At 53.8% G+C, this 24,629-nt stretch carries 21 protein-coding genes; 17 read left to right on the top strand and 4 right to left on the bottom strand.

What is annotated here, in order from left to right; all coding sequences use genetic code 11:
• The first annotated feature begins 25 nt into the window (after positions 1-25).
• The 12 genes from ccmB to HZS79_RS08935 all read left to right on the top strand — a co-directional run bounded on the left by ccmB (position 26) and on the right by HZS79_RS08935 (position 15,294).
• Positions 26-718 carry a heme exporter protein CcmB gene (gene ccmB / locus HZS79_RS08990; protein WP_179927739.1) on the top strand — a complete coding sequence of 231 codons (693 nt, stop codon included), beginning with the start codon at positions 26-28 and terminating at the stop codon, positions 716-718.
• A gap of 14 nt (positions 719-732) precedes the next feature.
• A complete protein-coding gene (locus tag HZS79_RS08985; protein WP_162218153.1) occupies positions 733-1,473 on the top strand; it encodes a heme ABC transporter permease in 741 nt (246 codons plus the stop codon).
• On the top strand, positions 1,473-1,739 hold the full coding sequence (gene ccmD, locus HZS79_RS08980; RefSeq protein ID WP_162218152.1) for a heme exporter protein CcmD: 267 nt from the start codon (positions 1,473-1,475) through the stop codon (positions 1,737-1,739). Before HZS79_RS08985 ends, ccmD begins: the two co-directional genes overlap by 1 nt.
• Positions 1,729-2,238 (top strand): cytochrome c maturation protein CcmE, encoded by a 510-nt coding sequence (gene ccmE, locus HZS79_RS08975; RefSeq protein WP_162218151.1) that lies wholly within the window; start codon positions 1,729-1,731, stop codon positions 2,236-2,238. Before ccmD ends, ccmE begins: the two co-directional genes overlap by 11 nt.
• Positions 2,239-2,290: 52 nt before the next feature.
• The gene (locus tag HZS79_RS08970; protein ID WP_162218150.1) at positions 2,291-4,300 is read left to right on the top strand and encodes a heme lyase CcmF/NrfE family subunit; all 2,010 of its coding nucleotides are present in this window, start codon (positions 2,291-2,293) and stop codon (positions 4,298-4,300) included.
• Positions 4,297-4,824, top strand: a complete 528-nt coding sequence (locus HZS79_RS08965) for a DsbE family thiol:disulfide interchange protein (protein WP_179927737.1) — start codon at positions 4,297-4,299, stop codon at positions 4,822-4,824. The genes HZS79_RS08970 and HZS79_RS08965 overlap by 4 nt, the downstream gene beginning before the upstream one ends.
• The gene (locus HZS79_RS08960; protein ID WP_162218149.1) at positions 4,815-5,285 is read left to right on the top strand and encodes a cytochrome c-type biogenesis protein; all 471 of its coding nucleotides are present in this window, start codon (positions 4,815-4,817) and stop codon (positions 5,283-5,285) included. Before HZS79_RS08965 ends, HZS79_RS08960 begins: the two co-directional genes overlap by 10 nt.
• Positions 5,282-6,529, top strand: a complete 1,248-nt coding sequence (gene ccmI / locus HZS79_RS08955) for a c-type cytochrome biogenesis protein CcmI (protein ID WP_179927658.1) — start codon at positions 5,282-5,284, stop codon at positions 6,527-6,529. Before HZS79_RS08960 ends, ccmI begins: the two co-directional genes overlap by 4 nt.
• A gap of 36 nt (positions 6,530-6,565) precedes the next feature.
• On the top strand, positions 6,566-10,057 hold the full coding sequence (gene smc / locus HZS79_RS08950) for a chromosome segregation protein SMC (protein WP_179927657.1): 3,492 nt from the start codon (positions 6,566-6,568) through the stop codon (positions 10,055-10,057).
• Positions 10,058-10,892: 835 nt separating this feature from the next.
• Positions 10,893-12,857 (top strand): cell division protein ZipA, encoded by a 1,965-nt coding sequence (zipA, locus tag HZS79_RS08945; protein WP_179927656.1) that lies wholly within the window; start codon positions 10,893-10,895, stop codon positions 12,855-12,857.
• Positions 12,858-12,947: 90 nt separating this feature from the next.
• On the top strand, positions 12,948-15,011 hold the full coding sequence (ligA, locus tag HZS79_RS08940) for an NAD-dependent DNA ligase LigA (RefSeq protein ID WP_179927655.1): 2,064 nt from the start codon (positions 12,948-12,950) through the stop codon (positions 15,009-15,011).
• A gap of 10 nt (positions 15,012-15,021) precedes the next feature.
• A complete protein-coding gene (locus HZS79_RS08935; protein WP_179927654.1) occupies positions 15,022-15,294 on the top strand; it encodes a YheU family protein in 273 nt (90 codons plus the stop codon).
• On the opposite strand, the gene mnmC is transcribed toward HZS79_RS08935, so the two are convergent.
• Positions 15,288-17,306, bottom strand: coding sequence for a bifunctional tRNA (5-methylaminomethyl-2-thiouridine)(34)-methyltransferase MnmC2/FAD-dependent 5-carboxymethylaminomethyl-2-thiouridine(34) oxidoreductase MnmC1 (gene mnmC, locus HZS79_RS08930; RefSeq protein WP_179927653.1), 2,019 nt, complete (start codon positions 17,304-17,306; stop codon positions 15,288-15,290). The two genes, HZS79_RS08935 and mnmC, sit on opposite strands and share 7 nt — an antisense overlap.
• 171 nt (positions 17,307-17,477) lie before the next feature.
• Positions 17,478-17,777, bottom strand: coding sequence for a YciI family protein (locus tag HZS79_RS08925; protein ID WP_162218237.1), 300 nt, complete (start codon positions 17,775-17,777; stop codon positions 17,478-17,480).
• Between the two features lie 162 nt (positions 17,778-17,939).
• Between HZS79_RS08925 and HZS79_RS08920 the strand changes: the two genes are divergently transcribed.
• The 3 genes from HZS79_RS08920 (at position 17,940) to HZS79_RS08910 (ending at position 20,602) form a co-directional block, all read left to right on the top strand.
• A complete protein-coding gene (locus tag HZS79_RS08920) occupies positions 17,940-18,872 on the top strand; it encodes a PHP domain-containing protein (RefSeq protein ID WP_179927652.1) in 933 nt (310 codons plus the stop codon).
• A gap of 63 nt (positions 18,873-18,935) precedes the next feature.
• Complete coding sequence (locus tag HZS79_RS08915; RefSeq protein WP_162218142.1) at positions 18,936-19,556, top strand: L-threonylcarbamoyladenylate synthase; 621 nt, start codon at positions 18,936-18,938, stop codon at positions 19,554-19,556.
• 269 nt (positions 19,557-19,825) lie between these two features.
• Positions 19,826-20,602, top strand: coding sequence for an HAD family acid phosphatase (locus tag HZS79_RS08910; RefSeq protein ID WP_162218141.1), 777 nt, complete (start codon positions 19,826-19,828; stop codon positions 20,600-20,602).
• A gap of 56 nt (positions 20,603-20,658) precedes the next feature.
• On the opposite strand, the gene HZS79_RS08905 is transcribed toward HZS79_RS08910, so the two are convergent.
• Both HZS79_RS08905 and HZS79_RS08900 read right to left on the bottom strand, forming a co-directional pair.
• The gene (locus tag HZS79_RS08905; RefSeq protein ID WP_162218140.1) at positions 20,659-21,543 is read right to left on the bottom strand and encodes an ion transporter; all 885 of its coding nucleotides are present in this window, start codon (positions 21,541-21,543) and stop codon (positions 20,659-20,661) included.
• Positions 21,544-21,573: 30 nt separating this feature from the next.
• On the bottom strand, positions 21,574-22,473 hold the full coding sequence (locus tag HZS79_RS08900) for a CYTH domain-containing protein (RefSeq protein ID WP_179927651.1): 900 nt from the start codon (positions 22,471-22,473) through the stop codon (positions 21,574-21,576).
• Between the two features lie 136 nt (positions 22,474-22,609).
• Here HZS79_RS08900 and HZS79_RS08895 point away from each other — a divergent pair, with 136 nt between their 5' ends.
• Positions 22,610-23,290: a TIGR00153 family protein gene (locus tag HZS79_RS08895; protein ID WP_162218138.1), complete on the top strand. Its 681-nt coding sequence runs from the start codon at positions 22,610-22,612 to the stop codon at positions 23,288-23,290.
• A 9-nt stretch (positions 23,291-23,299) separates the two neighbouring features.
• Positions 23,300-24,565, top strand: coding sequence for an inorganic phosphate transporter (locus HZS79_RS08890; RefSeq protein ID WP_162218137.1), 1,266 nt, complete (start codon positions 23,300-23,302; stop codon positions 24,563-24,565).
• Positions 24,566-24,629: the final 64 nt, after the last annotated feature.

The raw sequence follows: 24,629 nt of genomic DNA, 5'->3' as shown, positions 1-24,629 counted from the left end.
CCCTATCAGCACCCCGGAAGTGTCGATGCATGCCGCTCCGGGTGGGCTCCTTGTTGCGGTTAGCGCCACGTTTAAGCGTGATTTAACGCTAATGCTGCGGCGCCGAGGCGAAGTATTAAACCCGTTGGTTTTTTTTGCCTTGGTAATCACTCTTTTTCCTATTGGTATTTCGCCAGACCCAGAACTGCTTGCGTCGATAGCGCCTGGGTTGCTGTGGGTTGCCGCGCTGCTGGCGGCATTACTCTCTTTGGATAGTTTGTTTCGTGGCGACTATGACGATGGCAGCCTTGAGCAACTGTTGCTCGCACCGCACCCGTTGGCGGCGCTTGGACTGGCAAAAGTAGCGGTTCACTGGTTACTAACGGGGTTGCCATTAGCGCTGATGGCGCCGGTGTTAGGTATTATGTTGGCGCTTCCCGCAGGCAGTTACGCCGTATTGGCACTGTCGCTTGCGGTTGGCACTGCCAGCCTTAGTTTAATTGGAGCGATCGGTGCTGCTTTGACGGTTGGTTTAGCCAGAGGGGGGGTGTTGCTATCGCTGCTGGTACTACCTCTTTATATTCCAGTACTTATTTTTGGTGCCGGTGCCGTGCAAGCAGCCATTTTGGGTGATGGAATAGCGCCACATCTGGCCATTTTGGGAGCGTTATTTACGGTGTCACTAATGCTCGCACCATGGGCCATCGCTGCATCACTGCGTATCAGTATTAACGGTTAAAGGACGGGAACACCATGTGGGCCTTTATTAACAAACTGAGATCACCCAAGTGGTTCTATGCGATTAGCACCAAGCTCCAGCCCTGGTTTTGGGCAGTAGCGGCGCTACTGTTGGTTGTTGGTACTGTTTGGGGACTAGTGTTTGCACCCGCAGACTATCAGCAGGGCAATAGCTTCCGCATTATATACGTGCACGTGCCAGCGGCATTTTTAGCCCAGTCTATTTTTGTTTCTATGGCTGTCTCAGGTGTTGTGTTTATGGTGTGGAAAATCAAAGTGGCTGATATGGCAGCGGCTGTGATGGCACCTCTTGGCGCGGCAATGACATTTATAGCGCTTTTTTCTGGGGCCGTTTGGGGAGTGCCCACCTGGGGTACGTGGTGGATGTGGGATGCTCGCCTGACCTCCATGCTGATTTTGCTGTTCTTATATTTAGGCGTAATCGCGTTGCGCGGGGCATTTAGCAGCCGCGATAGTGGCTCGCGTGCAGCGTCGGTGTTGGCCATGGTGGGGGTGATTAATATTCCGATCATTAAATACTCCGTGGACTGGTGGTACACCCTTCATCAGCCCGCTACGTTCACGATTACAGGACGTGCGGCAATGCCCATGGAAATGTGGTTACCGCTACTGATTATGGTGCTTGGGTTTTACTGTTTTTTTATTGCACTGACGTTGACACGTACCCGCAGCGAAATTCTGCGTAGAGAAGTGAATAAACGGTGGGTGCGCGAATTAGTAGAGGAGGCAAGCTAATGGCCTTTTCCTCGCTTAATGAATTTCTTGCCATGGGTGGTCATGGGCCTTATGTATGGGCCGCTTGGGGCGTTACTGCGCTATTAATGCTGGTGATCGTGTGGCATGCGCGGCACGAGCGTCGTCAATTACTCCGCGGCGTGAAACGCCGTGTGCGGCGTGAAAATGCGCATCGCGACGCTCTACAGCGTGGGGCAGTTGCTCACTCGCCTACAGCGCAAGTGCCGGTTAACTCTGTTCAAGGGGACGTTCGCAATGACGCCTAAACGTAAACAAAAGCTGTTTGTTATTTTAGGACTTGTGTCACTAACGGCAATTGCCGTTGGCTTAACGCTGTATGCGCTGCGCGCCAATATCAACCTGTTCTTTAGTCCCGTGCAAATTGCTCAGGGCGATGCGCCGATGGATCGCCAAATCAGGGCAGGTGGAATGGTCAAAGAGGGATCAGTGTCTCGTGATGCTGAAAGTCTCGATGTTGAATTTACCGTGACCGATTACGTGGATGATCTAACGGTTTATTACAGCGGTATTCTGCCGGACCTTTTCCGCGAAGGGCAGGGCGTCGTGGTGGTAGGGCAGTTGCAAGCCGATGGTCGCCTCTATGCCGATAAAGTGCTCGCTCGCCATGATGAGAACTACATGCCGCCAGAGGTGGCGCAGGCGCTGAAAGAAGCTGGTTACTCACCTGCTGATTTTCAAGCCAAAGCGGCCAAAGTGGGGAAGCGCCTTGAAGAAGAAGGTGTTCCTCAAGCAAGCGAATATTAACGGCTCATCGGACGCAGTCTGTTGCAATGCCTAGTGCTAACTCGGAGCGCTCATGTTAATTAAGATGATTCCTGAAATTGGCCACTTTGCCCTGGTCATCGCGCTGTTGATGGCGATGGTGCAGGTAGTGATGCCTCTTGCGGGTGCCGCGACACGCCGTCCTTTATGGATGGCCTATGGCCGACCTATGGCGACTGGGCAGTTTCTCTTTGTTGCCATCGCTTACCTTTGCCTGACCACCAGCTATATGCTGGATGACTTCAGTGTGGCGAACGTCGCTAACAATTCAAACTCCCTGCTGCCCTGGTACTACAAATTCAGCGCTGTGTGGGGAAACCATGAAGGCTCAGTATTGCTATGGAGTTTGATGTTGGCTGGCTGGGGATATGCCGCCTCAGTTTTTTCCGGCGATTTGCCCCGCGACATGGTGGCCCGAGTACAGGGCATCATGGGAATGGTATGTGTAGGATTTTTGCTATTCATTCTGATGACGTCCAATCCCTTTGAGCGCTTACTACCCAACATGCCTCAGGATGGCGCGGACCTGAACCCGCTGCTGCAGGATTTTGGCCTGATTGTACATCCGCCAATGCTCTATATGGGCTATGTAGGCTTTTCCGTCGTTTTTGCATTTGCGGTTGCTGCGCTGTTAGGCGGTCGCTTAGATGCAGCTTGGACGCGCTGGGCTCGGCCATGGACAAACGCTGCCTGGGCATTCCTGACGGTCGGTATTGCGTTAGGTAGCTGGTGGGCTTACTACGAGCTTGGCTGGGGCGGCTGGTGGTTCTGGGATCCAGTAGAAAACGCATCGTTGCTGCCTTGGCTAACAGGCACGGCACTTGTGCACTCGTTAGCGGTAACCGAAAAGCGCGGTTCCTTCAAAAGCTGGACCGTACTATTGGCGATCTCAACATTCTCGCTATCGTTGCTGGGTACTTTCCTGGTGCGCTCGGGTGTACTGACCTCGGTGCACGCTTTTGCGAATGACCCCTCACGTGGCTTCTTTATATTAATGCTATTAGCCATCACCGTTACCCTATCGCTGCTAGTGTTTGCCTTGCGGGCTCCCAGGGTTAGTCACACCGTAGGATTTAATTGGCTATCGCGTGACTCCCTGCTGTTAATCAACAATATTCTACTGGTCATTATGACCGTCACTGTACTGCTGGGCACCGTCTATCCGCTGATATTGGATTCGCTTGGCTTGGGTAAAATCAGCGTAGGGCCTCCTTACTTCAATGCCCTGTTTGTACCGCTTACGGTACTCATGTGTGTCTTTATGGGATTGGGGCCTGTGGCTCGCTGGAAAAGCATGGAGGCTGTTGAACTGTGGCGTAAGCTAGGGCTGGCAGGGGCAGTGTCACTCGTATTGGGTGGGTTGATGCCGCTGGTTTACGGCGGTGAATGGAACCTATGGGTTGCACTGGGCATTATTTCAGCGCTATGGATCGTCTTGCCTACCGTGCGCGATATATTCGATAAGACCCGCCATGCAAGCTCGTTTATGGCAGGGCTGAAAAAGTTGTCTTTGTCCTACTGGGGCATGGTGCTTGGCCATATCGGGGTAGCGGTTACCATCGTTGGCGTGGCCGTTGTCTCGAACTATAACATTGAACGCAATGTGCGGATGTCGCCGGGCACCACCGTGGAAGTGGCAGGGTATCAATTCACCATGACGGAACTGACCAATCGCCGCGGCCCCAATTTCCTGGCGGACACGTCGATTATACAAGTTCAGCGTGGCGAATCAGGACGCAGTTTTGTCATGCGCCCAGAAAAACGGCTTTATCTGGCCACTGGTATGCCGATGACCCAGGTGGCGCTGCGCCCAGGGCTTTTCCGCGACTTATACGTAGCGATGGGTGAAGACCTTGGCGATGGAAGTTACGCGATGCGTGTTCAGTACAAGCCTTTTGTACGTTGGCTATGGTTAGGTGGGCTGTTAATGGCGTTCGGCGGCATCTTAGCGGTGCTGGATAAGCGCTATCGCCGTGTCGTGGCTCGTAAAAAAGCGCCCGCAGCAGCTACCTCCACAGTTACCACGCAGGAGGCGACGACATAATGCGACGGCCTCTGTTACTACTACTGCCCGTTGGGTTTCTTGGCATCGCTTTTTTGCTTTATCAAGGGCTAGGGCTTGACCCTTCACACCGTGACTCGGCATTAATGGCGCGGGAGTTCCCTACGTTTGAAGCCACCACGCTGCGCGATGAAGAGCATCAAGTAGACCAAACTCTGCTCACTGGCGAGGTTACGTTAGTCAACGTCTGGGGCGAGTGGTGTCCTGCTTGTAAGCAGGAAATGCCGCAGCTGCTAGAGCTGGCCGACAATGGTATTCGCATGGTGGGTATCAATTATCGCGATACTCGTGAAAAAGGCTTGGAGTTTTTACACGAGTTTGGTGATCCCTTCGAGGTGAATATCTTCGATCCAGAGGGCAGTCTGGGGTTCGACCTGGGTGTTTACGGTGCTCCTGAAACGTTCTTGGTGGATGCCGACGGAGTGATTCGTTATCACCATAAAGGCTACGTATCTCCCGAAGACGTTCGTGAACGGATCCTGCCAGAGGTGGAAAAATGGCGTTAATTCGCACGCTATCTGTCGCTTTTATGCTGATGTTTACCGCCGCCGCCATCGCGGGGGGCATCGAAGTCCGAGAATTTGATGACCCTGTGATGGAGAAGCGCTACCGAGACTTAACGGCCTCCATGCGTTGCCCCCTGTGTGAGAACCAAGCGATAGACGACTCCGATGCACCTATCTCTGCCGATATGCGAGAGCGGGTATATCTACTGCTTCAAGATGGCCAGTCAGATATCGAAATTATTGATCATATGGTGCAGCGGTTTGGTGACTACATCTTGTACAACCCTCGCTTGGAAAATCGTACCTACCTACTGTGGGGGTTGCCCATTGGGCTAGTGGTGATTGGTTTTGCTGTCGTTGTATTGATGATTCGCGCCCGTCGTAACGCCTCGGCCAAAGCGCTCAGCGCTGAAGAGCGTGCTCGTCTGGATGCCCTGATTAACCGCGAGAGGTCTTCATGACACCGCTGTGGATTGCGATTGCTTTATTATTACTGCCTGCGCTCTGGTTGTTAGTCGCCCCGATGCGTGGTTCCCGAGTGCTGCGTGACCAGTTACACCACTTCGAAGCAAATGATACTTCTGCAGAGCAGAACGTAGCGATATTCAGACGTCGCCTGGCGTCATTAGAAGCTGCCCGCGAGCGGGGCGATATAGATGATGCGCGTTTTGCAGAGGATCGGCTAGAGCTAGAACGAAGTCTGCTTGAAGATACCGCAGTACAAACTAAGCGCCCGCTAAAAACGGCAACAGCTGGTAGGATTGTTGTTCCTTTAGTGATGATAGCCGTTGTGGGTGCTAGCACTTTTTGGTATCAGCAGCATGGCGCGGAAGGTGACCTGACGCTTTACGCCATTCAACAAGAACTGCGTAGTGACCCTGACAGCTCGCTGGAAATGTACCTGGAACGGATGGAAGCTGAAGCTGAGCGCCAGCCGAATAACCCCAATGTGTGGAGTGCCTTGTTCCCGCTGTATCGTGAAACTGGCCAGCCAGATAAAGCCGACAATGCCCTAGAACGGTTAATTGCCATTGAAGGGCGTATACCTCCGTTGCTTGCGCAGCTTGCTCAACTACGTTTCTTCATGGCCGGCCGAGAGTTGACGCCAGACGTGCAGTCATTAGTTGATGAAACGCTGGAACAAGATCCTCGCCAGCCCACGGTGCTGGGTATGCTGGGTGTTTACGCATTCGATAATGGGGACTATGAAGCGGCGATTGACCGCTGGCGTCGCGCGCTAGCCAATATTGAAGACTCAAATACCGCCTCCTCACTGCGTGAAGGTATTCGTGTCGCTCAAGAACGCCTGGGTATTACGCCAGAAATAGCGGATGTCGATGCCGCTCAAAGCCAAGGGGTTCGTGTAACGGTTTCGCTTGATCAAACACTGGTAGATAATGTTGAGGATGGCGCGACGGTATTTATTACCGCTCGGGACATGGAAGGTGAACTACCGCCGTTAGCCGTTGTTCGCGGTCAGGTGTCAGAACTACCGATGACCGTGGTGCTGGATGATACGGCAGCCATGTCGCCCGAAGCACAGATTTCCCAAGTTCGCGAAGTTCGCCTAATGGTTCGCGTATCGCCTTCTGGCCAAGCGACGCCTCAACCAGGTGATTTGTTTGGTGACTTGGAGAGTGTCAGCGTTGGGCCTATTAGCGAAGATGATGCGGCAACGGTTATTATCGACCGCATTTTTGAATAAACACCTCCACGAAAGCAGCCGCTATAAAGGGTCGCAATGCGCTTAACCTCTATTCGTCTTGTTGGGTTCAAGTCCTTTGTCGATCCGGTTACGGTGCCCTTCGATGGCAATATGACGGCCATCGTAGGGCCCAATGGTTGCGGTAAATCCAATATTATTGACGCCGTGCGCTGGGTAATGGGCGAATCTTCCGCCAAAACCTTGCGCGGCGAATCCATGGCTGATGTTATTTTCAACGGCTCGACCGGCCGTAAACCAATCAGCCAAGCCTCCATCGAACTCAAGTTTGATAACCGCGACGGCGGGATGGGCGGGGTCTATGCCCAGTACTCAGAAATCGCGGTAAAGCGCTTAGTGACCCGCGATGGGCAATCCAACTACTTCTTTAACGGCCAAAAGTGCCGTCGCCGAGATATTGCTGACCTCTTCATGGGAACCGGCTTAGGCCCGCGTTCCTATGCGATTATCGGCCAAGGCATGATTTCCAGGCTGATCGAAGCTCGGCCCGATGACTTGCGCGCCACGCTGGAAGAAGCCGCAGGTATCTCCAAATACAAAGAGCGTCGCCGAGAAACCGAAAACCGTATGCGGCGCACCCAAGAGAACCTGGAGCGCTTGGACGACATTCGCGAAGAGCTGGATAAACAGCTTGAGCGCCTTAAGCGCCAAGCGGAAGCCGCCAAACGCTACCAGGATCTCAAACAGCACGAGTATCGGTTGAAAGGCGAACTTGCACTGCTTCGCGGGCGAGCCCTGCGCGCTGAGCAATCTCACCAAGAGAGCCGAGTGCGCGAATTAGAAATCGCTGTTGAAAAAGATGTCTTTGGTGTTCGCCAGTGCGAAACGCGGCTTGAGCAGGCGCGAGAGCAGCACGACGAACTGGCAGAAGTGCTAGACCGCCATCAGCAGCAGTTTTATGAGACCACAACGCGCATTGCCCGCCTGGAGCAAGACCAAGCCCATCGCCGCAGTCGAGAGGCACAGCTGGCAAGCGATATTGCCACCGCCCGCCGCGACCTCGACGAGCAGCGTCAAGTCAGCGAAGGCGACCAAGAGCGCTTAGCGGCTATTGATACTCGGTTAGAGGATTTACTGCCTGAGCACGAGGCACTTGAAGAGCAGCTGGAAACCCTTGAGCAGACGCTGGCGGATGCGACGCCTGCACTAGAGGCAGCAGAACAACAGTGGGCTGATGCTGAAAATCGCTGGCGTGATGCCAGTCGTGAAGCCGACCGCAGTCAAGATCAATTACGAGATTTAGAGCAACGTATTACGCGCCTTCAGGCGGAAAATCAGCGTCGTCGGCAGCAGCGTGGCGAGCTGGCGGATGTGTCTGCACTCCGTACTGAGCATGTGGAATGTCAGGCTCAACGTGAAGAAGCGGAGGCGCGTGCCGACGCTTTCCAAACCGAGCGGGATCAGTGGCAGCAGCGCTATAACGATGCCAAATCGGCTTATCAGCAAGCCACCCATGCTCGCGATCAGCAACGCGCCCAATTAAGCCAACGGCAGGGTGAGCTTGCTTCGCTGCAGGCGCTGATTGACGCAGCGCTTGCAGACCACGATCCCCATGTTAGCGACGCCTTGGCAGCGTATGGTTTAGCTGACGCGCCACGGCTTGGTGAGTCGATTACCGTTACCCCAGGGTGGGAGAGGGTTATTTCCTGGCTGCTGGCTCCGTGGCTAAACGCCCGTTTAGTCGCTGTCGATCAGTTAACAGCGCTACCTGAAGCTCTCGCCACTGACTGGTGCTTAATTGATAACGCCCCTCGGCCATCCTCAACTGCGCAGCGCTTAGACTCAATGGTAACCGGCGCTGGCGCGCTTAGTGAGTGGTTAGCGAGTATTCACTACGCAGAAACCCGAGAAGATGCTGAGGCGCTGCTGCCTAGCTTGTTGCCTGGGGAAAGCGTGGTTAGTCGTGACGGCGTATGGCGCGGGCGAGGTTGGCTACATCAGCAAGCCAATGGTGAAGGTGTTGACGCACTGCTGGTAACTCGCAGACGTTTCGATGAGCTAGCTGCTTGTCGAGAACAGGATGAAGAGGCACTAGCGCTGCTAGATGAGCAGTGCGAAGCGACCAACGAGGCTATTGAATCTCTGGAACGCAACCGTGATCAGCAAGCTGAGCTAGAGCGTTCCCATGCGGCCACCCTCCAGCAGCTAGCAGTGAAAGAGCAGCGTCTTGCCCAGCGTCTTGAGCATTTAGAGAGCCGTGCCACTGAGTTAGATGACGAATTGGCCCAGCTGCAAGAGGATGAGGCGGAGTTAACGCTTACTTTAGAGGAGCAGCGTGCCCGTTGGCATGCTGCCATGGAGCAGCTAGAAGCGACCGCCGAAGCACGCGAAACCAGCGCCGAGCAGCGTAACCGCCAGCGTGAGCAGCGTGAACAACTCAATCAACAGCATGCGCCCATGAAAGCGCGTCAGCAGGCATTGGCGCTAGAGCGAGAGCGGTTGAAGGCTGAGCGCGATAGCCTGCGTGCCCAGCAAAGTCGAAGCAGCGACACCGAAGAGCGCCTTTCGCTGCGCATTGCTGAGTTAGAAGAGTCGCGGGAAATGCTGATAGAGCCAGACGAACTGGCTACCGAAGAGTTAGAAGAGTTGTTGCACCAGCGCGAGCAGCAGGAGCGCCGTCTCAACGATACCCGTCAGCAGGCACAGGCACTGGGCGAACAGTTACGTAACGATGAGCTGGCTCGTCAACAGCATGAACGTAACCTGGAGCAAAGTCGTGAACAGCTGCAGCAACGTCGCATGGATGTACAGGCCCTGGCGCTAAAAGCAACCACACAAGATGAGCAGCTGGCCGAGCTCGGCCACAACCCAGACGCACTGGCTGAGCAGTTGCCAAGTGATGCTAGTGAGCCTGCTTGGCAGGAGCGCTTGGAAAGCACTTCGGATAAGATTCGCCGTTTGGGTGCAATTAACCTCGCTGCTATTGAAGAGTACGACCAGCAAGCTGAGCGGCGTAACTACTTGGAAGCACAGCACGCCGAACTTACTGAAGCATTAGAAACCCTGGAGCGTGCGATTAAGCGCATTGACCAAGAAACCCGTGTGCGTTTTCGGGAAACGTTCGACCAAGTGAATACCGGACTGCAAACGCTTTTCCCCAGGGTATTCGGCGGTGGTGCTGCTTGGTTAACACTTACCGGAGACGACCTGCTGGAAACCGGCGTCGCGATTATGGCGCGTCCCCCTGGCAAGAAAAATAGCACGATTCATCTGCTTTCTGGTGGTGAAAAAGCATTGACCGCACTCTCTCTGGTCTTTGCGATTTTTCAGCTAAATCCGGCACCTTTCTGCATGCTGGATGAGGTGGACGCCCCTCTGGATGACGCAAACGTTGGCCGCTACGCCAAACTTGTTAAAGAGATGTCAGAAAACGTTCAGTTTATCTACATAACCCACAACAAGATTGCGATGGAAGCTGCGGAGCGCTTGATGGGTGTGACTATGCAGGAGCCCGGTGTGTCTCGGCTCGTATCGGTGGGGATTGACGAGGCTGCTGCGTTGGTTGATTAGCCACGGCTAACAACCGGTTGCTAGAGACAAAGAGAGGTAAAGAGGAGGTGTTAAACGCACCTCCAAGCGATACATATCTTATGGCGATGTGCCGCTGTACCGAACTGCCAATGACCTGTTGAGCCACTATTTCAGCCTGAATGTGGCATGTTGAGTCAATTAATTTTACATCGTTAGATTGCTCGTCGGCACACTAAATTATGGTCTTTGATGAACCGTTTTAAGTCGCTTTCATCCGAAATTAAGTGCTTGGGCTGTGTTTTTAAGATTTTGATTCTTTTGGTTTTTTGTTAGTTCATATATGTGCTTAGTGTTGCCAAATCCACTCTGTCTTCATAATGTTTTGGTGTGTGGTTTAGCAGAGATCCGTATTAAGCTTAAATGTTAACTAATATAACCATTGTCAGTAGGTAGTTAATAGTGTAAGAGTTTTATGCTATAGTTGATTTTGCGTGTAAGGTGTGCTGGTCAGTGTTTGTATTCTGATATGCAAGAAGGTTCATCCAGTTACACAATTACAGCATTAATGTTGTTGCGTCGTCAGTGTACAAAGCGAGCAAAGGACGGGGGCGACCCTTTTCTGAACGAGCTGGCAGCGGAGTTACGATGCAGCTGACGGGCAAAAAAACACTAAAATTGCACTTTTCATGGTTGATATGGTCAAAAAATTGGCCTAAAACCAACTGTAACGATGTTGCAGCGTGAAAATCTGTAAAAAGTGGCCCTTTTCGTAGCAACCGCGCTATGCTTGATGGTAATTAGTTAACATCGGAAATGTTACGTCGTCAGGCATCGTGCCTTTGCAACCGGTATAATGACCCATGGAATGCTCGACATGGAATTAAGAGAGTGGTTAATCATTCTAGGATTGGCGTTGGTATCGCTCATTGTGGTCGACGGCGTTCGAAGACTACAGCGCCAACGTCGCGTGCCCCGTCTAGACCAGGCAGTCAGAGATTTACCTGCTGCAAAATTTGAAGATCTAGACGACGAAGCCAAAGAAGCCGAAATCAATTGGGAGTTGCCCAATGGCGGCGCGCGGGTCGTTAAACCTGCTGACTATAGCAGTTTGGGACAGAAGCCCAAGTTAGAGCGCCAAGAGCATCCAGGCCCTTCAAAAGTATTGTCAGATTTTCGTCGTTCCTTCTCTAACTCGGTTAATAAGACGAAGGCAAGCGCTCAGTTCTCGTGGTCTCGAAAGCATGAGCAGACGTCTGTTGCTAAGCACTCAGCGGATACCGGCGCTGAACCAACGCTTGGCAGCTCGTCGGTTTCTGAAACTGAGCGTCTGGAACCGAGCCTTTTTGCAGATAACGACACTCCGAGCGCTCAAATCAGTGACAAGCCTTCTCAAAGCCAAACTGAGCCTGTACGCCCGGCGGAGCCAGCAAACTCTGCTGATTTACGCGTTGATCCTGTTTCTGAAGCAATTGAGCAACCAACGCCTGAAAAAGCTGAGCAGCCAATGCCAGAGCCAGCTGTGAAGCCTACTCCTGCGAAAGTCGATGTAGATGTATCAGAAGCGGCAGTAGCCAAAACGGACGTCTCGGAAGAGGCGTCGCAGAACCATGCTGCTCAGCCCACGTCAGCCTCAGCTGCTGACAATTTGGTGAGTGCGTCGAGCAATAGCGATGTTTCAAACACCGATGTTAAGGCAGATACTGAGAAAGCTGAAATAATAGCTGAAAAAGCGCCTAACACCACTGCTACTCCATCAGTAGGTTTAGAAGAAGATGAACCGGTTCTTCGTGCCGAGCCAGAAGATGCAGCGTCCGCCAAACATGCTTCAGATGCGCCTAAGCGTCGTCATCTGCGCTCAGCGGCTGATGAAGACAGAGAGCTAGAAGATTATGAGGTTGATGAATACCGCTTAGTAGATTTTGAAGGCATTGGGCGCTCATTTAAGCGTCGTTTAATCGAACGACGTAAAGAAAAAGCTCGCAAGAAAGCAGAGAAAGAGCGCTTAAAAGCAGAAAAAGCGAAGCGTGCAGAAGCGCTCGCTAAGAAAAAAGCCGAGCAAAAAGCCCTTGAGGCCGAGCGCAAAGCGCTTGAAGCTCAGCAACGTCGTGAAGCAAAAGAAGCAGCCGATGCTGAAAAAGCTCGGATTGCACAAGAGCAAGCAGAAGCCCGTGAAGCCGCTGCAGTTGCCGCCGCCGCAGAGCGTGAAGCAACGCAATATAATGAGCCGGTGATTTCTGTTTACGATAGCGAGGAGCATGACGGCCTCAATCAGTACGACGATTACGCATCTGGCACTGGTCACAGAGACAACGTTGTTCGCACCCATCCGACGCTGGAAAAAGCCTTACGGCATGATGTGAATAGCGAGCGAGCCAGAGATACACTCACTGACGCGTCTGAAATGGTCGTGATTAGTGTTCTTTCACGGGAGCCTGAGGGCTTCGATGGTGGCAAGCTGCTAGAGCTCATGATGGTGTGTGGGCTGCGCTATAGTCGTGAGATGGGTGTCTTCCACCGTTTTGAAACGGAAAGCTCGGATAGTGCACTGCAATTTTCAATGGTGAATGTACTCAAGCCCGGCACGTTCCCCATTGAAGAGATGGACGAGTTTGTTACCCCAGGTATTACGTTATTGATGCCACTGCCTGGTGCAGTCGACAGCTCCGCTGCGTTTGAAGCCATGGTGGAAACCGCGATGGTTCTCGTAAGGCACATGGGCGGTGAGCTAAAAGACGAAAACCGTAGCGTGATGACCGCGCAAACGATAGAGTTTGCTCGCCAGCGGGTTCATGAGTTTGAACGTCGCCATCGCCTGCATCGTCATATGCAGGCACGCTAAACGCCGCGTCGCTTCAACACCCGCCTTCCTTAAAGAAGGCGGGTGTTTTTGTTACTAAATGCCTGTTTTTTTGTATGCCGGAACATCTGAATGAGTCAGCCTGAGCAAAAACTTCTGGAAGAAATTAGTCAACTGCGTGCCGACTTGGATGACGCTAATTACCGCTATTACATCTTAGATGAACCTAAGCTGACCGATGCAGATTATGACCGCAAACTGCAGCGATTAATGCAGTTGGAATCTGAATGCCCCCACTTAGTCTCGCCAGATTCTCCTACGCAACGGGTGGGCGCTGCGCCAGCAGACGGCTTTCCTGAAGTCGCCCACGCGATCCCGATGCTTTCATTGGATAATGCTTTTAGCCGCGATGATATTACGGCGTTTGCCGAGCGTGTCGCTGAACGCTTGGAGTGTCAGGCTGGTGATATTGAATTTAGCTGTGAACCAAAGCTTGATGGTGCCGCGGTGTCGCTGGTGTACGAGCAGGGCGTATTGGTCAGCGGCGCCACCCGCGGCGATGGCCGAACAGGCGAAGGTATTACCTCGAATCTACGCACCTTGCGCTCGGTGCCGTTAAAGCTGATGGGGAAAGATCTGCCTGAGCTGTTAGAAGTGCGTGGTGAAGTCATTATGCGCCACGAGGGCTTTGAAGCACTCAATAATCGGGCTCGGGAAGAGGGCAGTAAGGTATTCGCTAACCCGCGAAATGCTGCCGCTGGGAGTTTGCGCCAGCTTGATCCGCGTATTACGGCTACCCGCCCATTAGAGTTTCATGCTTATCAAGTTGCGCGCATTAATATGGCGAACCTTGACGATGGCGCCCTTGGCAATGGCGCAATGACAACCCATAGCCAGCAAATGGAAAAGCTCAGAGCGTGGGGCTTTCGCTCTAGCGCGGAGCTTCGCACTGTCAATGGCCCGGAGTTGGTGGCTGACTACTGCGAGCAGCTGGGCGAAAAGCGCGACCAGCTGGGTTACGACATCGATGGCGTAGTGATCAAAGTTAACGACCTGCGCCACCAGCGGGAGCTTGGTTTTGTGGCGCGTGCGCCACGCTGGGCAGTAGCGTTTAAGTTTCCTGCCCAGGAAGAAGTTACCACGCTTAACGATGTCGAGTTTCAGGTAGGTCGTACTGGGGCGATTACCCCCGTCGCTCGGCTAGAACCAGTCACCGTTGCCGGTGTGACGGTATCGAACGCAACGCTACATAACGCAGATGAGATTGCCCGTCTGGATGTCATGATTGGCGATACGGTGGCTATTCGTCGTGCTGGTGACGTCATTCCTCAAGTGGTGCGGGTAGATATCGATAAGCGCCCTAGTGATGCACAAGCCATTATCTTCCCCGAGCACTGCCCAGTGTGCGGTTCGGATATTGAACGGCTAGAAGGTGAAGCGGTAGCTCGTTGCTCAGGTGGGCTTTATTGTGCCGCTCAGCGTAAAGAAGCGCTAAAACATTTCGCCAGCCGTAAAGCGCTAGATGTGGATGGGTTGGGTGAAAAGCTGATTGAACAGCTGGTGGATCTGGATTGGGTGAAAACGCCGGCAGATTTGTTTCACTTAACCGTTGAGCAGCTTCAGGCGCTGCCCCGCATGGGGGAAAAGTCCTCTACCAACTTAGTAAATGCGCTGGATAAGGCCAGACAGACGACCTTGGCTCGTTTTATTTACGCCTTAGGTATTCGGGAAGTAGGCGAAGCGACGGCAGCTAACCTCGCTAACTGCTTCGGTACTTTGGAGGCACTTCAAGCTGCTGAGCTAACAGCACTGGAAGCGGTTAATGATGTGGGGCCGATTGTGGCCGCCCATGTACATACTTTTTTCCGCCAAACGCACAATCAGGAAACGATTGCAGCACTGCGCGATGCTGGTATTACCTGGCAAGAGAGTGAAGTGACCCAAGGTCCGACTCCTTTAGAGGGGCAAACCTGGGTGCTTACCGGTGCGTTGGACACCATGACCCGCGATGAGGGTAAAGCACGCTTGCAGGCGTTGGGGGCCAAGGTGGCGGGCAGTGTCTCGAAGAAAACCACCTGCCTTGTGGCGGGGGAAGCCGCAGGCAGTAAACTAACCAAGGCCGAGCAACTGGGCGTTGAAGTAATGGATGAAGCCACCTTTATTGAGCGTTTAGCTGTCTGGGAGCAGAGTGAATGAGTCGCTTCATATGAGTCGTTTTATAGAAGTACCCGCGCGCATGCTGCCGCCGGAAGCATTGAACGCCCTCCTTGAAACGTTTGTGACCCGCCAGGGTTATGACACCACGGATACCGGAACGGGAATGGACGGCTGGGTCGTCGAGCTGAAACAGCAGCTTGAGCGTCATGAGCTAATTATTGCTCATGACCTTGAGCTTGAGATGACTGAAGTCATGACCCTCGCCCAATGGCGAGCCTTTGGGCGAGACCTTGCTGACGACGAGGAAGAGGGCGACTACTGAGCGCGTATTAGCGCGCTGATAATCCGCCGTCCTGGGTGTAAGTGGTCCACTAGCGGCTGCTCCAGCGGGAGCGGCTCGTCGCATAGTCGTGAAGCAATTACCTCGGCACACAATGGCGCGCTGGCGAGGCCCCGAGAACCGTGAGCGGTGGATATCCACAGCCCTGGGTAGTGTTCCCCCTCAGTAGTGGGCACTTTAGACGCATCCTTACGCAGTGCCGCATAGTCTCGCTGCCATGCAGCGGCATTCGGTACCGGCCCTGCGTAAGGGCTTTTGTCTGGGCTTGCTGCTCGCACGGCAGTGCGGCCTTCAAGGGTGTCTGCGCTCAGCGCTACACCGGACGCTTCCAGTTCAGCCACCCACTCAGGTAGCGCTTGGCGCAATTCATCAATATTGCGCTGATGGTCAGCGTCGGTGACGTGAGTGGTGGCGTCGTTGGGCACAAAGCTAGCGCCAAATGTCAGTACACCTTCCACAGGTGGAGATACATAGCCGCCAGCACACACCACGCGTTGTGGGCCTGTTACTCCCTTAGGAAGTGTCACTTCACTCACTTGGCCGCGTACCTGCTGCAACGGAAGTGCTGCAGTTTGTGTAAAGTGGTTGGCAAGTGAGGCATTGGCGATCACAACGTGGTCCGCTTGCAGCGTTTCACCACTGGCCAACTCAACCTGCCAAGCACTGCCATCTGGGCATAAGTGGGTTACGTCCCCTTGATGCAGGGTGATATTGGGGTGCTTTAACAGCTGCTCACAGAGTAGTTTGGGTCGCACCCAGCCTGCCTGGGGATAAAAAAGTCCGTGTTCTGCTGATACCGGTACGCCCGCTAATTCACCCAGTGTATGAGTGTGGGTGGATACCACTGCTTCTGGCAGCGAATGGCGTGCCATAAAGCGCTGCTGGCGGGTTATTTCTTTGTCGCCTAGGGCTAGCTGCACCACGCCGCTTGATTGCCACAGTGGCGTGTTCAGCGATGTATTCGACTCCTGCAGGCTAAGCCAGCGCTGGCTGTAAAGCAGACCCGATAAATAGAACCGGCTCTGATGGTTGGTTTCTACGGCAAGTTTTACATAAAGCGCCCCCTGGCGATTGCCAGAACCGCCTGCGCCTGGCGCATCGCGCTCTATTACGGTGACGCGTATGCCACGCTTGGCTAGCGCCGCTGCCATGCTACCACCGGCTATGCCAGCGCCAATGACGACCACATGGTTGGTAGGCGTGACCTGTGGGGGGGTAAACCATGGCGTTGGGTGGCGGCGGCTATCGCTAGGCGGTGTATCAATATTACCCGCGAGCATTTCCCGCTTACGCCCAAAGCCGGGCACCTTTTGCCAATTGAATCCCGCTGCTTTTAGGCCGCGCTTCACGATACCTGCACAGGTGAAAGTGGCAAAGGTGGCGCCAGGGCGGGAGCGAGCAGCCATGGCGTCGAATAGTTCAGGCTGCCACATTTCTGGGTTTTTAGAAGGAGCGAAGCCATCTAAAAACCAAGCGTCGACTTGACCATCCAATAGGTTTAGCCGCTCGGTGGTATCGCCAAAGTGTAGGTCGAGCGTTACCCGCTCGCCGAGATGAAGGCGATGAATACCGCTGACGGCCTCAGGCCACTGGGCACACAGCACCTGTGAATAACGTGCCAGTGACGGCCAGGCACTTAATGCGCGCTCCAGGGACGTCCGGTCGAGAGGAAATTTCTCTGTGGATAACAGATGAAGACGCGCGGCTGGGGGCGCATGTTGTTCAAAGCAATTCCAGGCGCAGAGCATATTCAACCCAGTGCCAAAACCTGTTTCACCAATCACAAAGGGGCGGGTGTTCTGCCAAGCTGCGAAGCGTTCAGGAAGTTGGTTAGCCCCCAGGAAAACGTGCTCAGTTTCCGCACGGCCGTCTTCCCTAGAAAAATAGACGTCATCGAAAGCATTAGAGTGGGGAGACGTCTCGTTCCAGGTCAGGGAAGGAGCGGTTAACGCCGTGAGAGGGGGTAGGGCAGTGGCAGTCGTGCGTTGAGTCACGCGGATATCCCCGTACGGATAAGGTGTGGAGTGAAAATTGGTTAAAAAATGATCAATCTGTTAAGCAGGGCGTAATCTCTCGCTTAGCGAAAAGCGTCCGCCGAGTTTACACAGAGTTTTCCACAGGCTCTGTGAAAAAGAAGGCGGACCCTCCACACTCACCTCCTTCGGTCAAGGCAAAACTTTCTTGAATGGCTTAACAATTACCTTGGCATATACCCCGGCAATGATGTATGGATCGGCGTCTGCCCAAGCTTGAGCTGCCTCCAAACTATCGAATTCAGCGATGACCAAGCTGCCGCTGAAGCCCGCATCACCTGGGTTTTCTGAGTCAATAGCAGGGTGGGGGCCAGCCAATACCAAGCGCCCCTCATCACGCAGGGCTTCCAGGCGAGCAAGGTGGTCTGGACGAGCCGCTAACCGGCGTTCCAAGCTGTTCGGTACATCTTCACTGATAATAGCGTAAAGCATGGGGATAACTCCTTGAAGGCTAGGGGCGGTTGTCCAGGTAGAATTGACCGCACCCGCGTAAGCGCGCACCATGGCGAGCGCCTGTGAACCGTAAGGGAGAACAGGTTGCCTGTTCATTTACACCGCCCTATTCTGACAAACTCGCCACACGGCGTCATGCCTATGCCCCTACTTCCTACGAACTCTCTTCCCCGCGTGTTTGACGCCGACCTGCGTTATCCCGTGGATTTGCACATGCATTCTACCGCCTCAGATGGTGCGCTAACGCCCACGGAATTAGTGGCATTGTGCGCAACCCGGGGCCTTACCCACCTGGCGCTGACCGACCACGACACCATGGACGGTATTGAGGAAGCAAGCGCTGCGGCACAGCTGGCAGGCTTATGCCTGGTGCCCGGTTGTGAGTTATCCACCCGCTGGCAGGGAATCAATATCCATGTGGTGGCGCTCATGCCCGGTGGGCTACAAGGGCCGCTAGTGGAAGGGCTTGAGCAACAGCGCGTAGCGCGTATTAAGCGTGCCGAGGTGATTGCCGAACGGCTTGAAAAAATGGGCTTGCCTAATGCATTGGAAAAAGCTCGCGAGCAGGCGGGTAGCGACCGTCCCTTAGGGCGCCCCGACTTTGCCCGCGCGCTGGTAGCCGAGGGATTAGTCGCCGACTGGGCAGGCGCCTTCAAGCGCTATTTGGGCAGTGGAAAAAAAGGCGATGTAAAAGCCCACTGGCCGGAAATCAGTGATGCAGTGGCCTGGGTAGTTGCCTCAGGCGGTGTCGCGGTGCTGGCACACCCGTTGCGTTATGGGCTTACTCGGCGCAAGCGTGGCCTGCTAATGGATACGTTCCTAGCTGCAGGCGGGCAAAGTGTTGAGCTGGTGAGTGGTCAGCAGAATCCCGACAGCACCCGCGACCTGGCTCGGCAGCTGGTCGAGCGCGGCCTATATGCCTCTATGGGTAGCGACTTTCATTTTCCTGGCAGTCACGCTGCCCCAGGCAGCATGAGCTTGATACCGCGCACGGCTGCACCGCCTATTTGGCAGCACCCGCGCTTAGTTCATTTGCGCGATGCGCCCAGTGGTATGTTAGGGCCTGGGTCTTAAACCGTGTATCGGCTAATCTAAAAACGTAATGGACAACGATATGCCCACAGGCAGGAGCAAGTGATGAGTCAATATTTCCAGATACACCCCGAAAACCCGCAGAAACGCTTGATTGATCAAGCCATAGACGTCATCCGTAAAGGCGGTGTGGTCGCGTACCCGACGGATTCAGGTTACGCGTTAGGCTGCCACTTGGGCGAAAAGAAGGCCATTGAAAAGATCAAATGGCTGCGTTCCTTGGACGATAAGCACAACTTTACGCTGGTGTGTTCTGATCTTTCCGAAATTGGCACCTACGCAAAAGTGGATAACGCAGTGTTCCGGCTCTTAAAAGCGCACACCCCGGGTCCTTACACTTTTATTTTGGATGCGACGACTGAGGTTCCGCGTCTGTTACTGCATCCGAAGCGCCGCTCTATTGGCGTGCGCGTGCCCGATCACCGCATTACCCACGCCCTGTTAGAAGCGCTGGGCGAGCCGCTGATGAGTGTTACGCTTATTCCCGTGGATGAAACCCTACCGATGAGTGACCCAGAAGAGATTCGTGATCGTTTCGGGTCACATTTAGACGCCATTATTGATGGCGGCGCCTGTCATCTAGACCCTACCAGCGTGATCGATTTGCGCGAGCTACCGCCAAAAATTGTGCGGGAAGGCCGCGGCGATATTACGCCATTCACGTAATCCCCCGCTAGCATTGATGACCAGCCCCCTAATGATGGGGGCTGTTACGTTTACCCTCTGCGTGTATCTATCATCCATCCGGAGCAGTGATAACGAGCGCATCACTCAGTGCTTTCTTTAGTACGCTTTGTTTCTTATTTGAATGATCAATAAAAATAAATTATGATGATTATGATTAATTTTGATAATTAATTGTGATGGATGGTGTAGGGCTGCCCTACGACTTGCTAATCACCACTAACTCATGACAAATAACTGGAGATTGCTTAATGACGATATCTCGATACCGTAATGCTGCCACAGCAACGGCTTTCGCAAGCTTAGCGCTACTCCCACTGTCGGGTAACGCTTTAGCCGATGACGCTAGTGCCTGTGAACAGACTGAATACGCCATGGGACTTCGTTACCAACAGCAATCCGCAGAAATAATTGCGTTACAGCGCCAAGGCTTTGAGCTGGCGACCTATCGTCTGGAAAAACAGATTGAAGCGCACGGTGAAGATGCCGACCTGGCCATCATTACCGATGTGGATGAGACGCTGATCGATAACAGCGCCCTGTTAGTGCGCGATATGCAGGCCTGCCACGACTTCACTGTTTGGGATACTTGGCTGCATTGGGAGCGCGAAGGCGAGCCTCGCCTGATCCCAGGTGCCATGGAGTTCCTGGAGTTTGCCGATGAGCAGGGTGTGTCGATCTACTATGTATCGGATCGCTACCAAGAAAATAAAGCGGATACGCTGGCTACCATGGAAGCATTAGCGTTTCCCCAAGTCTCTGACGAGAGCGTGATGTTGCTTGGCCCACCGAAGACAGAGCGTCGCGCGATTGTCGAGGACAGCCACACGCTTGTGATGCAGTTGGGTGATACGCTGCATGATTTCTCGGGCGACTTTGTCGACGCAAGCCTTGAAGAGCAGCGCGATCTGGTTAATGACCATGCAGAACGTTTTGGCAACGACTGGATTGTGTTCCCCAATGCGTCCTACGGAAATTGGAGCGGCGCGGAACTAGAAGCTTGGCAAGCGCCTTTTGAAGACGAATAAGTGGTAGCTGCCCATTTGCTGGGTAGCTAACTCGCGGAAAGGGCCCTAGTGAATGACTAGGGCCTTTTTTCGTTTTTGTGCTCGTCTTTCTTGCGTGGGTCTTCGCTGTCTTCGTCCAACCATGTGCCGCAGCGCAGACAGTAGCGAGCGCGTTTTTCATGGCGGTCGTGGCCGCAGCCAGGGCAGGCCTCTTCGGAATAGCGGTCTTCTCGGATCGAGCGGATAACCTGGGCAGAAAACACCCCAGTAGGTACGGCAATAATCGAGTAACCCATCAGCATCAGAATCATTGTGATCGCCTTACCTAAAGAGGTAGCTGGCACAATGTCGCCGTAACCCACGGTGGTCATGCTGACAATCGCCCAGTACATCGACATGGGAATACTGGTAAAGCCTGCTTCTGGCGATTCTATGGTGTACATCAGCGCTGCAAACAGCGTTACCACCATCAATATGCTGCTGAAAAATAGCAGGATTTGTCGAAGGCTGCGCTTAAGCGCATCGAGTAGTAAACGCCCTTCGCCGATAAACTCCATCAATCTCAGAATACGGAAGATGCGTAGCACCCGCAGAATGCGCACGATCACTAGGCCGTGAGCGCCAGGCACTAGCAGTACCAGCCAGGCAGGGAGAATTGCGATTACATCGACAATGCCGTAGAAGCTCTTAAGGTAAATCGTTGGGCGCTCTAAGCAGTAAATTCGCACGGCCAGTTCAAGGCTGAAAATCAGTGCAAAAGCCCACTCCAGATAGAAGAAAATATGCCCGAAGCGCTCGGCATAAGCGTCCACGCTGTCTAATAAGATGACCGCCACGCTAATGAGAATGGCAATAATGAGGGCGATATCAAATGCTTTAGCCCCTGGCGTGTCGGACTCAAAAATAATATGAAAAAGCCGCGTGCGGAGTCCTTCTGCACCGGGAGACAGTTGAAAACTCATCGCGTCATCCTGAAGTGGGCTAAATGCCCCTTAGCGTAGCGTGGTTTGATAAGCGAAGCGATAGGCCAGGTTTAACGCTGCAACGCCATAAGCAGCGGTTGGCTGGCCGTCGTGGGACAATGCCGCTACCAGTGTTTCAGCATCGTTACGGGCGCGTGCGTCCAGGTCGGGATGTGTCGCCAGGGTGCCTAACGCCTGTTGAGCAGCGTTTAAGTGTTCAGGGAGACTGCTGTCGTGATAGGCATCCAGCGCCACGGTTGCTCTGTGCAGCCACTGAGCTGGTGTGCTGGCCTCGGGTAGCGGCCACTGTTGTGCGCCCAGGGCATTTCCCCGTGCGGCTTTGCTGGTATCCGATGGGCGTAACGGTACGCTTGCCGCGAGCTCCAATGCCAGAGACCAAAGCGCCTCCGGTTCGCCCGCTTGTAACTCCAACTCTACCTCGCAAATGGCCGCCTGAGCGCCGTTGCTGACGATCTCGCCTTCGTCCAGCACTAGCTCAATATGGTTGCCTTGCCAGTCGAGTTGCCAACTGCGCCGGATAAAGTCGGTACGCAGAGTAGGGCGCAGGTCCTTAATCACAGGCGCGAGTGACTCTTGAAAGGGCGGTAGCGCCGCCAGAGCTATGTGGTCGATCTGTGCCTCAGGTACTTGCCACTCCCACTCTTGTCGGCTTGAGAACCCTCCGCCACCTTGTCCCGCGGTTTTGACGGTTTGCAATATGCGGTCATCTACCTGGCGTAGGCGCACAGCAATCCGTGCACTGGCCAAATCACCTGCGGGTGTATCAAAGTAAGTATTTGCAAGCTGCTGCTGACCTGGTGGTGTATCGGCCAGCACTGCATGGCGCAACAACGCATCCAATTGCGAGGGCGGTAGCGCTAGCTTAAGCTCTATTTCAGTTGGTGCAGAAACAGGCATAGAATTTTCCATGACGTTAGCCACCTTGGTATTGTGACGTTTCAATGAATTTTTAATGACAATGTGAACTTTTCATGACGGCGGCGAGCGCACTCTTTATACTGGCGCCCGCCATTTCCAGGCTTCCCGAAAACAGGCTAAAGGCACTATGGTTACCCCCAACCCTTTTTCTGCGATGTTTGGCCGCTCGCCATTCCAGCCACTGCTGGCCCACATCGTCAAGGCCAATGAGTGCGCCGATCAACTGTTGCCATTCTTCGAGGCATCGCTTGTCGGTGACTGGGACACAGCGTCAGAGCTACGTGAAAACGTTACGCGCTTAGAGCATGACGCCGATGTTCTCAAAACAGAGCTACGCCTTAACTTGCCCAACACAATGTTCTTGCCGGTTTCGCGTTCCGACCTGCTGGATCTGATTAGTGTGCAGGACAAAATCGCCAATAAAGTACGCGACATTACCGGCATTATGCTGGGGCGTAAAATGCGCGTTCCTGATGAGCTGGCCGACCCGATGCGTGATTATATGCGCACCAGTGTGGCTTGTGTTGCACAGGCACGCCAAGCGTTAGAGGAGCTGAAGGACCTGCTTGAGTCCGGTTTTGGGCGCAATGTGTCTGATGTGATGCACAACATGATTCGTGAACTGCACACGCTCGAACACCAGGCGGACAGTCAGCAGGTGGCTATACGTCGCCGCTTGTTTGAACTGGAAAGCCAGTTGCCACCAGTCGATGTGGTCTTTCTTTACAAGATCATTGACTGGGTGGGTGAATTATCCGATCGCGCCGAACGCGTGGGCAGCCGCCTGCAGATTTTGACCGCACGCTAAGGGGAACTCATGCTGATTATTGCCCAGCACGGTGAAATTTTTATTATTTTGGCCTGTTTGTTTGGCTTCTTCATGGCCTGGGGCGTCGGTGCAAACGACGTTGCCAACGCAATGGGAACCTCGGTGGGGTCGAAAGCGATCACCATCAAACAAGCCATCATTATTGCGGTTATCTTTGAATTTTTAGGGGCCTGGCTCGCTGGTGGTGAAGTCACCGCGACTATCCGCGGTGGGATGCTAGACCCGGTACTGCTAGAAGCGAACCCCCAGCTACTCGTTTACGGCATGCTTTCTGCGCTATTGGCGGCAGCCATTTGGTTAATGATAGCGTCGGCGAGGGGCTGGCCGGTATCCACCACTCACTCTATTGTGGGCGCTATTGTTGGTTTTGGTGCGGTAGGGCTAGGTGTCGAAGCGGTGGCATGGGGCCGAGTTGGCACTATCGCTTCTAGCTGGGTTGTTTCCCCGTTATTGGCAGGCACCATCGGCTTCATACTTTTCAAATCGGTTCATCACCTGATTTTCGAAAATAAAGACCCCTTCTCTGCAGCGAAACGTTATGTGCCCGGCTATGTGTTTTTGGTTGGGTTTATTGTTTCCATGGTCACACTGACCAAAGGTTTAACCCACGTAGGGCTGGACCTGACATTTGGTCAAAGCTTCATGCTGTCGATTCTGCTGGGTGTTGCCATCATGGGGTTGGGCCTTGTGATGCAGCGCCGGGTTAAGTACGAAAAAGATGTCAACGACCACTTTGGCTATGCCAATGTTGAACGCGTCTTTGGCGTACTGATGATCTTTACTGCCTGTGCCATGGCATTTGCCCACGGCTCCAACGATGTGGCCAATGCCGTAGGCCCGCTGGCAGCGGTAATCAGCGTGGTGCGCAGCGATGGTGTGATCGACAGCGCGGCGCTCGTGCCCTGGTGGGTGCTGGTGCTGGGTGGCGGCGGCATTGTGTTTGGCTTGGTCACCTACGGTCACAAAGTCATTGCGACGGTGGGTACCGGCATTACCGAACTTACGCCTAGTCGTGGTTTTGCTGCCACACTGGCCGCTGCGACCACCGTGGTGTTGGCATCGGGTACTGGCTTGCCGATCTCAACCACTCACACGTTGGTGGGGGCTATCCTTGGTGTGGGTCTGGCACGCGGTATGGCAGCGCTTAATCTGCGCGTTATCGGCACGATTGTGATGTCCTGGTTGATCACACTGCCAGCAGGTGCTGGCTTGGCCATCCTGTTCTTCTTTATGTTCAAAGGCATGTTTGGTTAACACAGGGAAAACCCGCCTAGCACGCCATTGCTAGGTGCTATTTTGGATAGCTAACACAGCGGCA

Origin of the sequence: Vreelandella zhaodongensis, from assembly GCF_013415115.1 — a bacterium.
Classification (GTDB): domain Bacteria; phylum Pseudomonadota; class Gammaproteobacteria; order Pseudomonadales; family Halomonadaceae; genus Vreelandella; species Vreelandella zhaodongensis.
The sequence above is the reverse complement of the archived record's forward strand: the minus strand, read 5'-3'. Positions and strand labels throughout refer to the sequence as shown.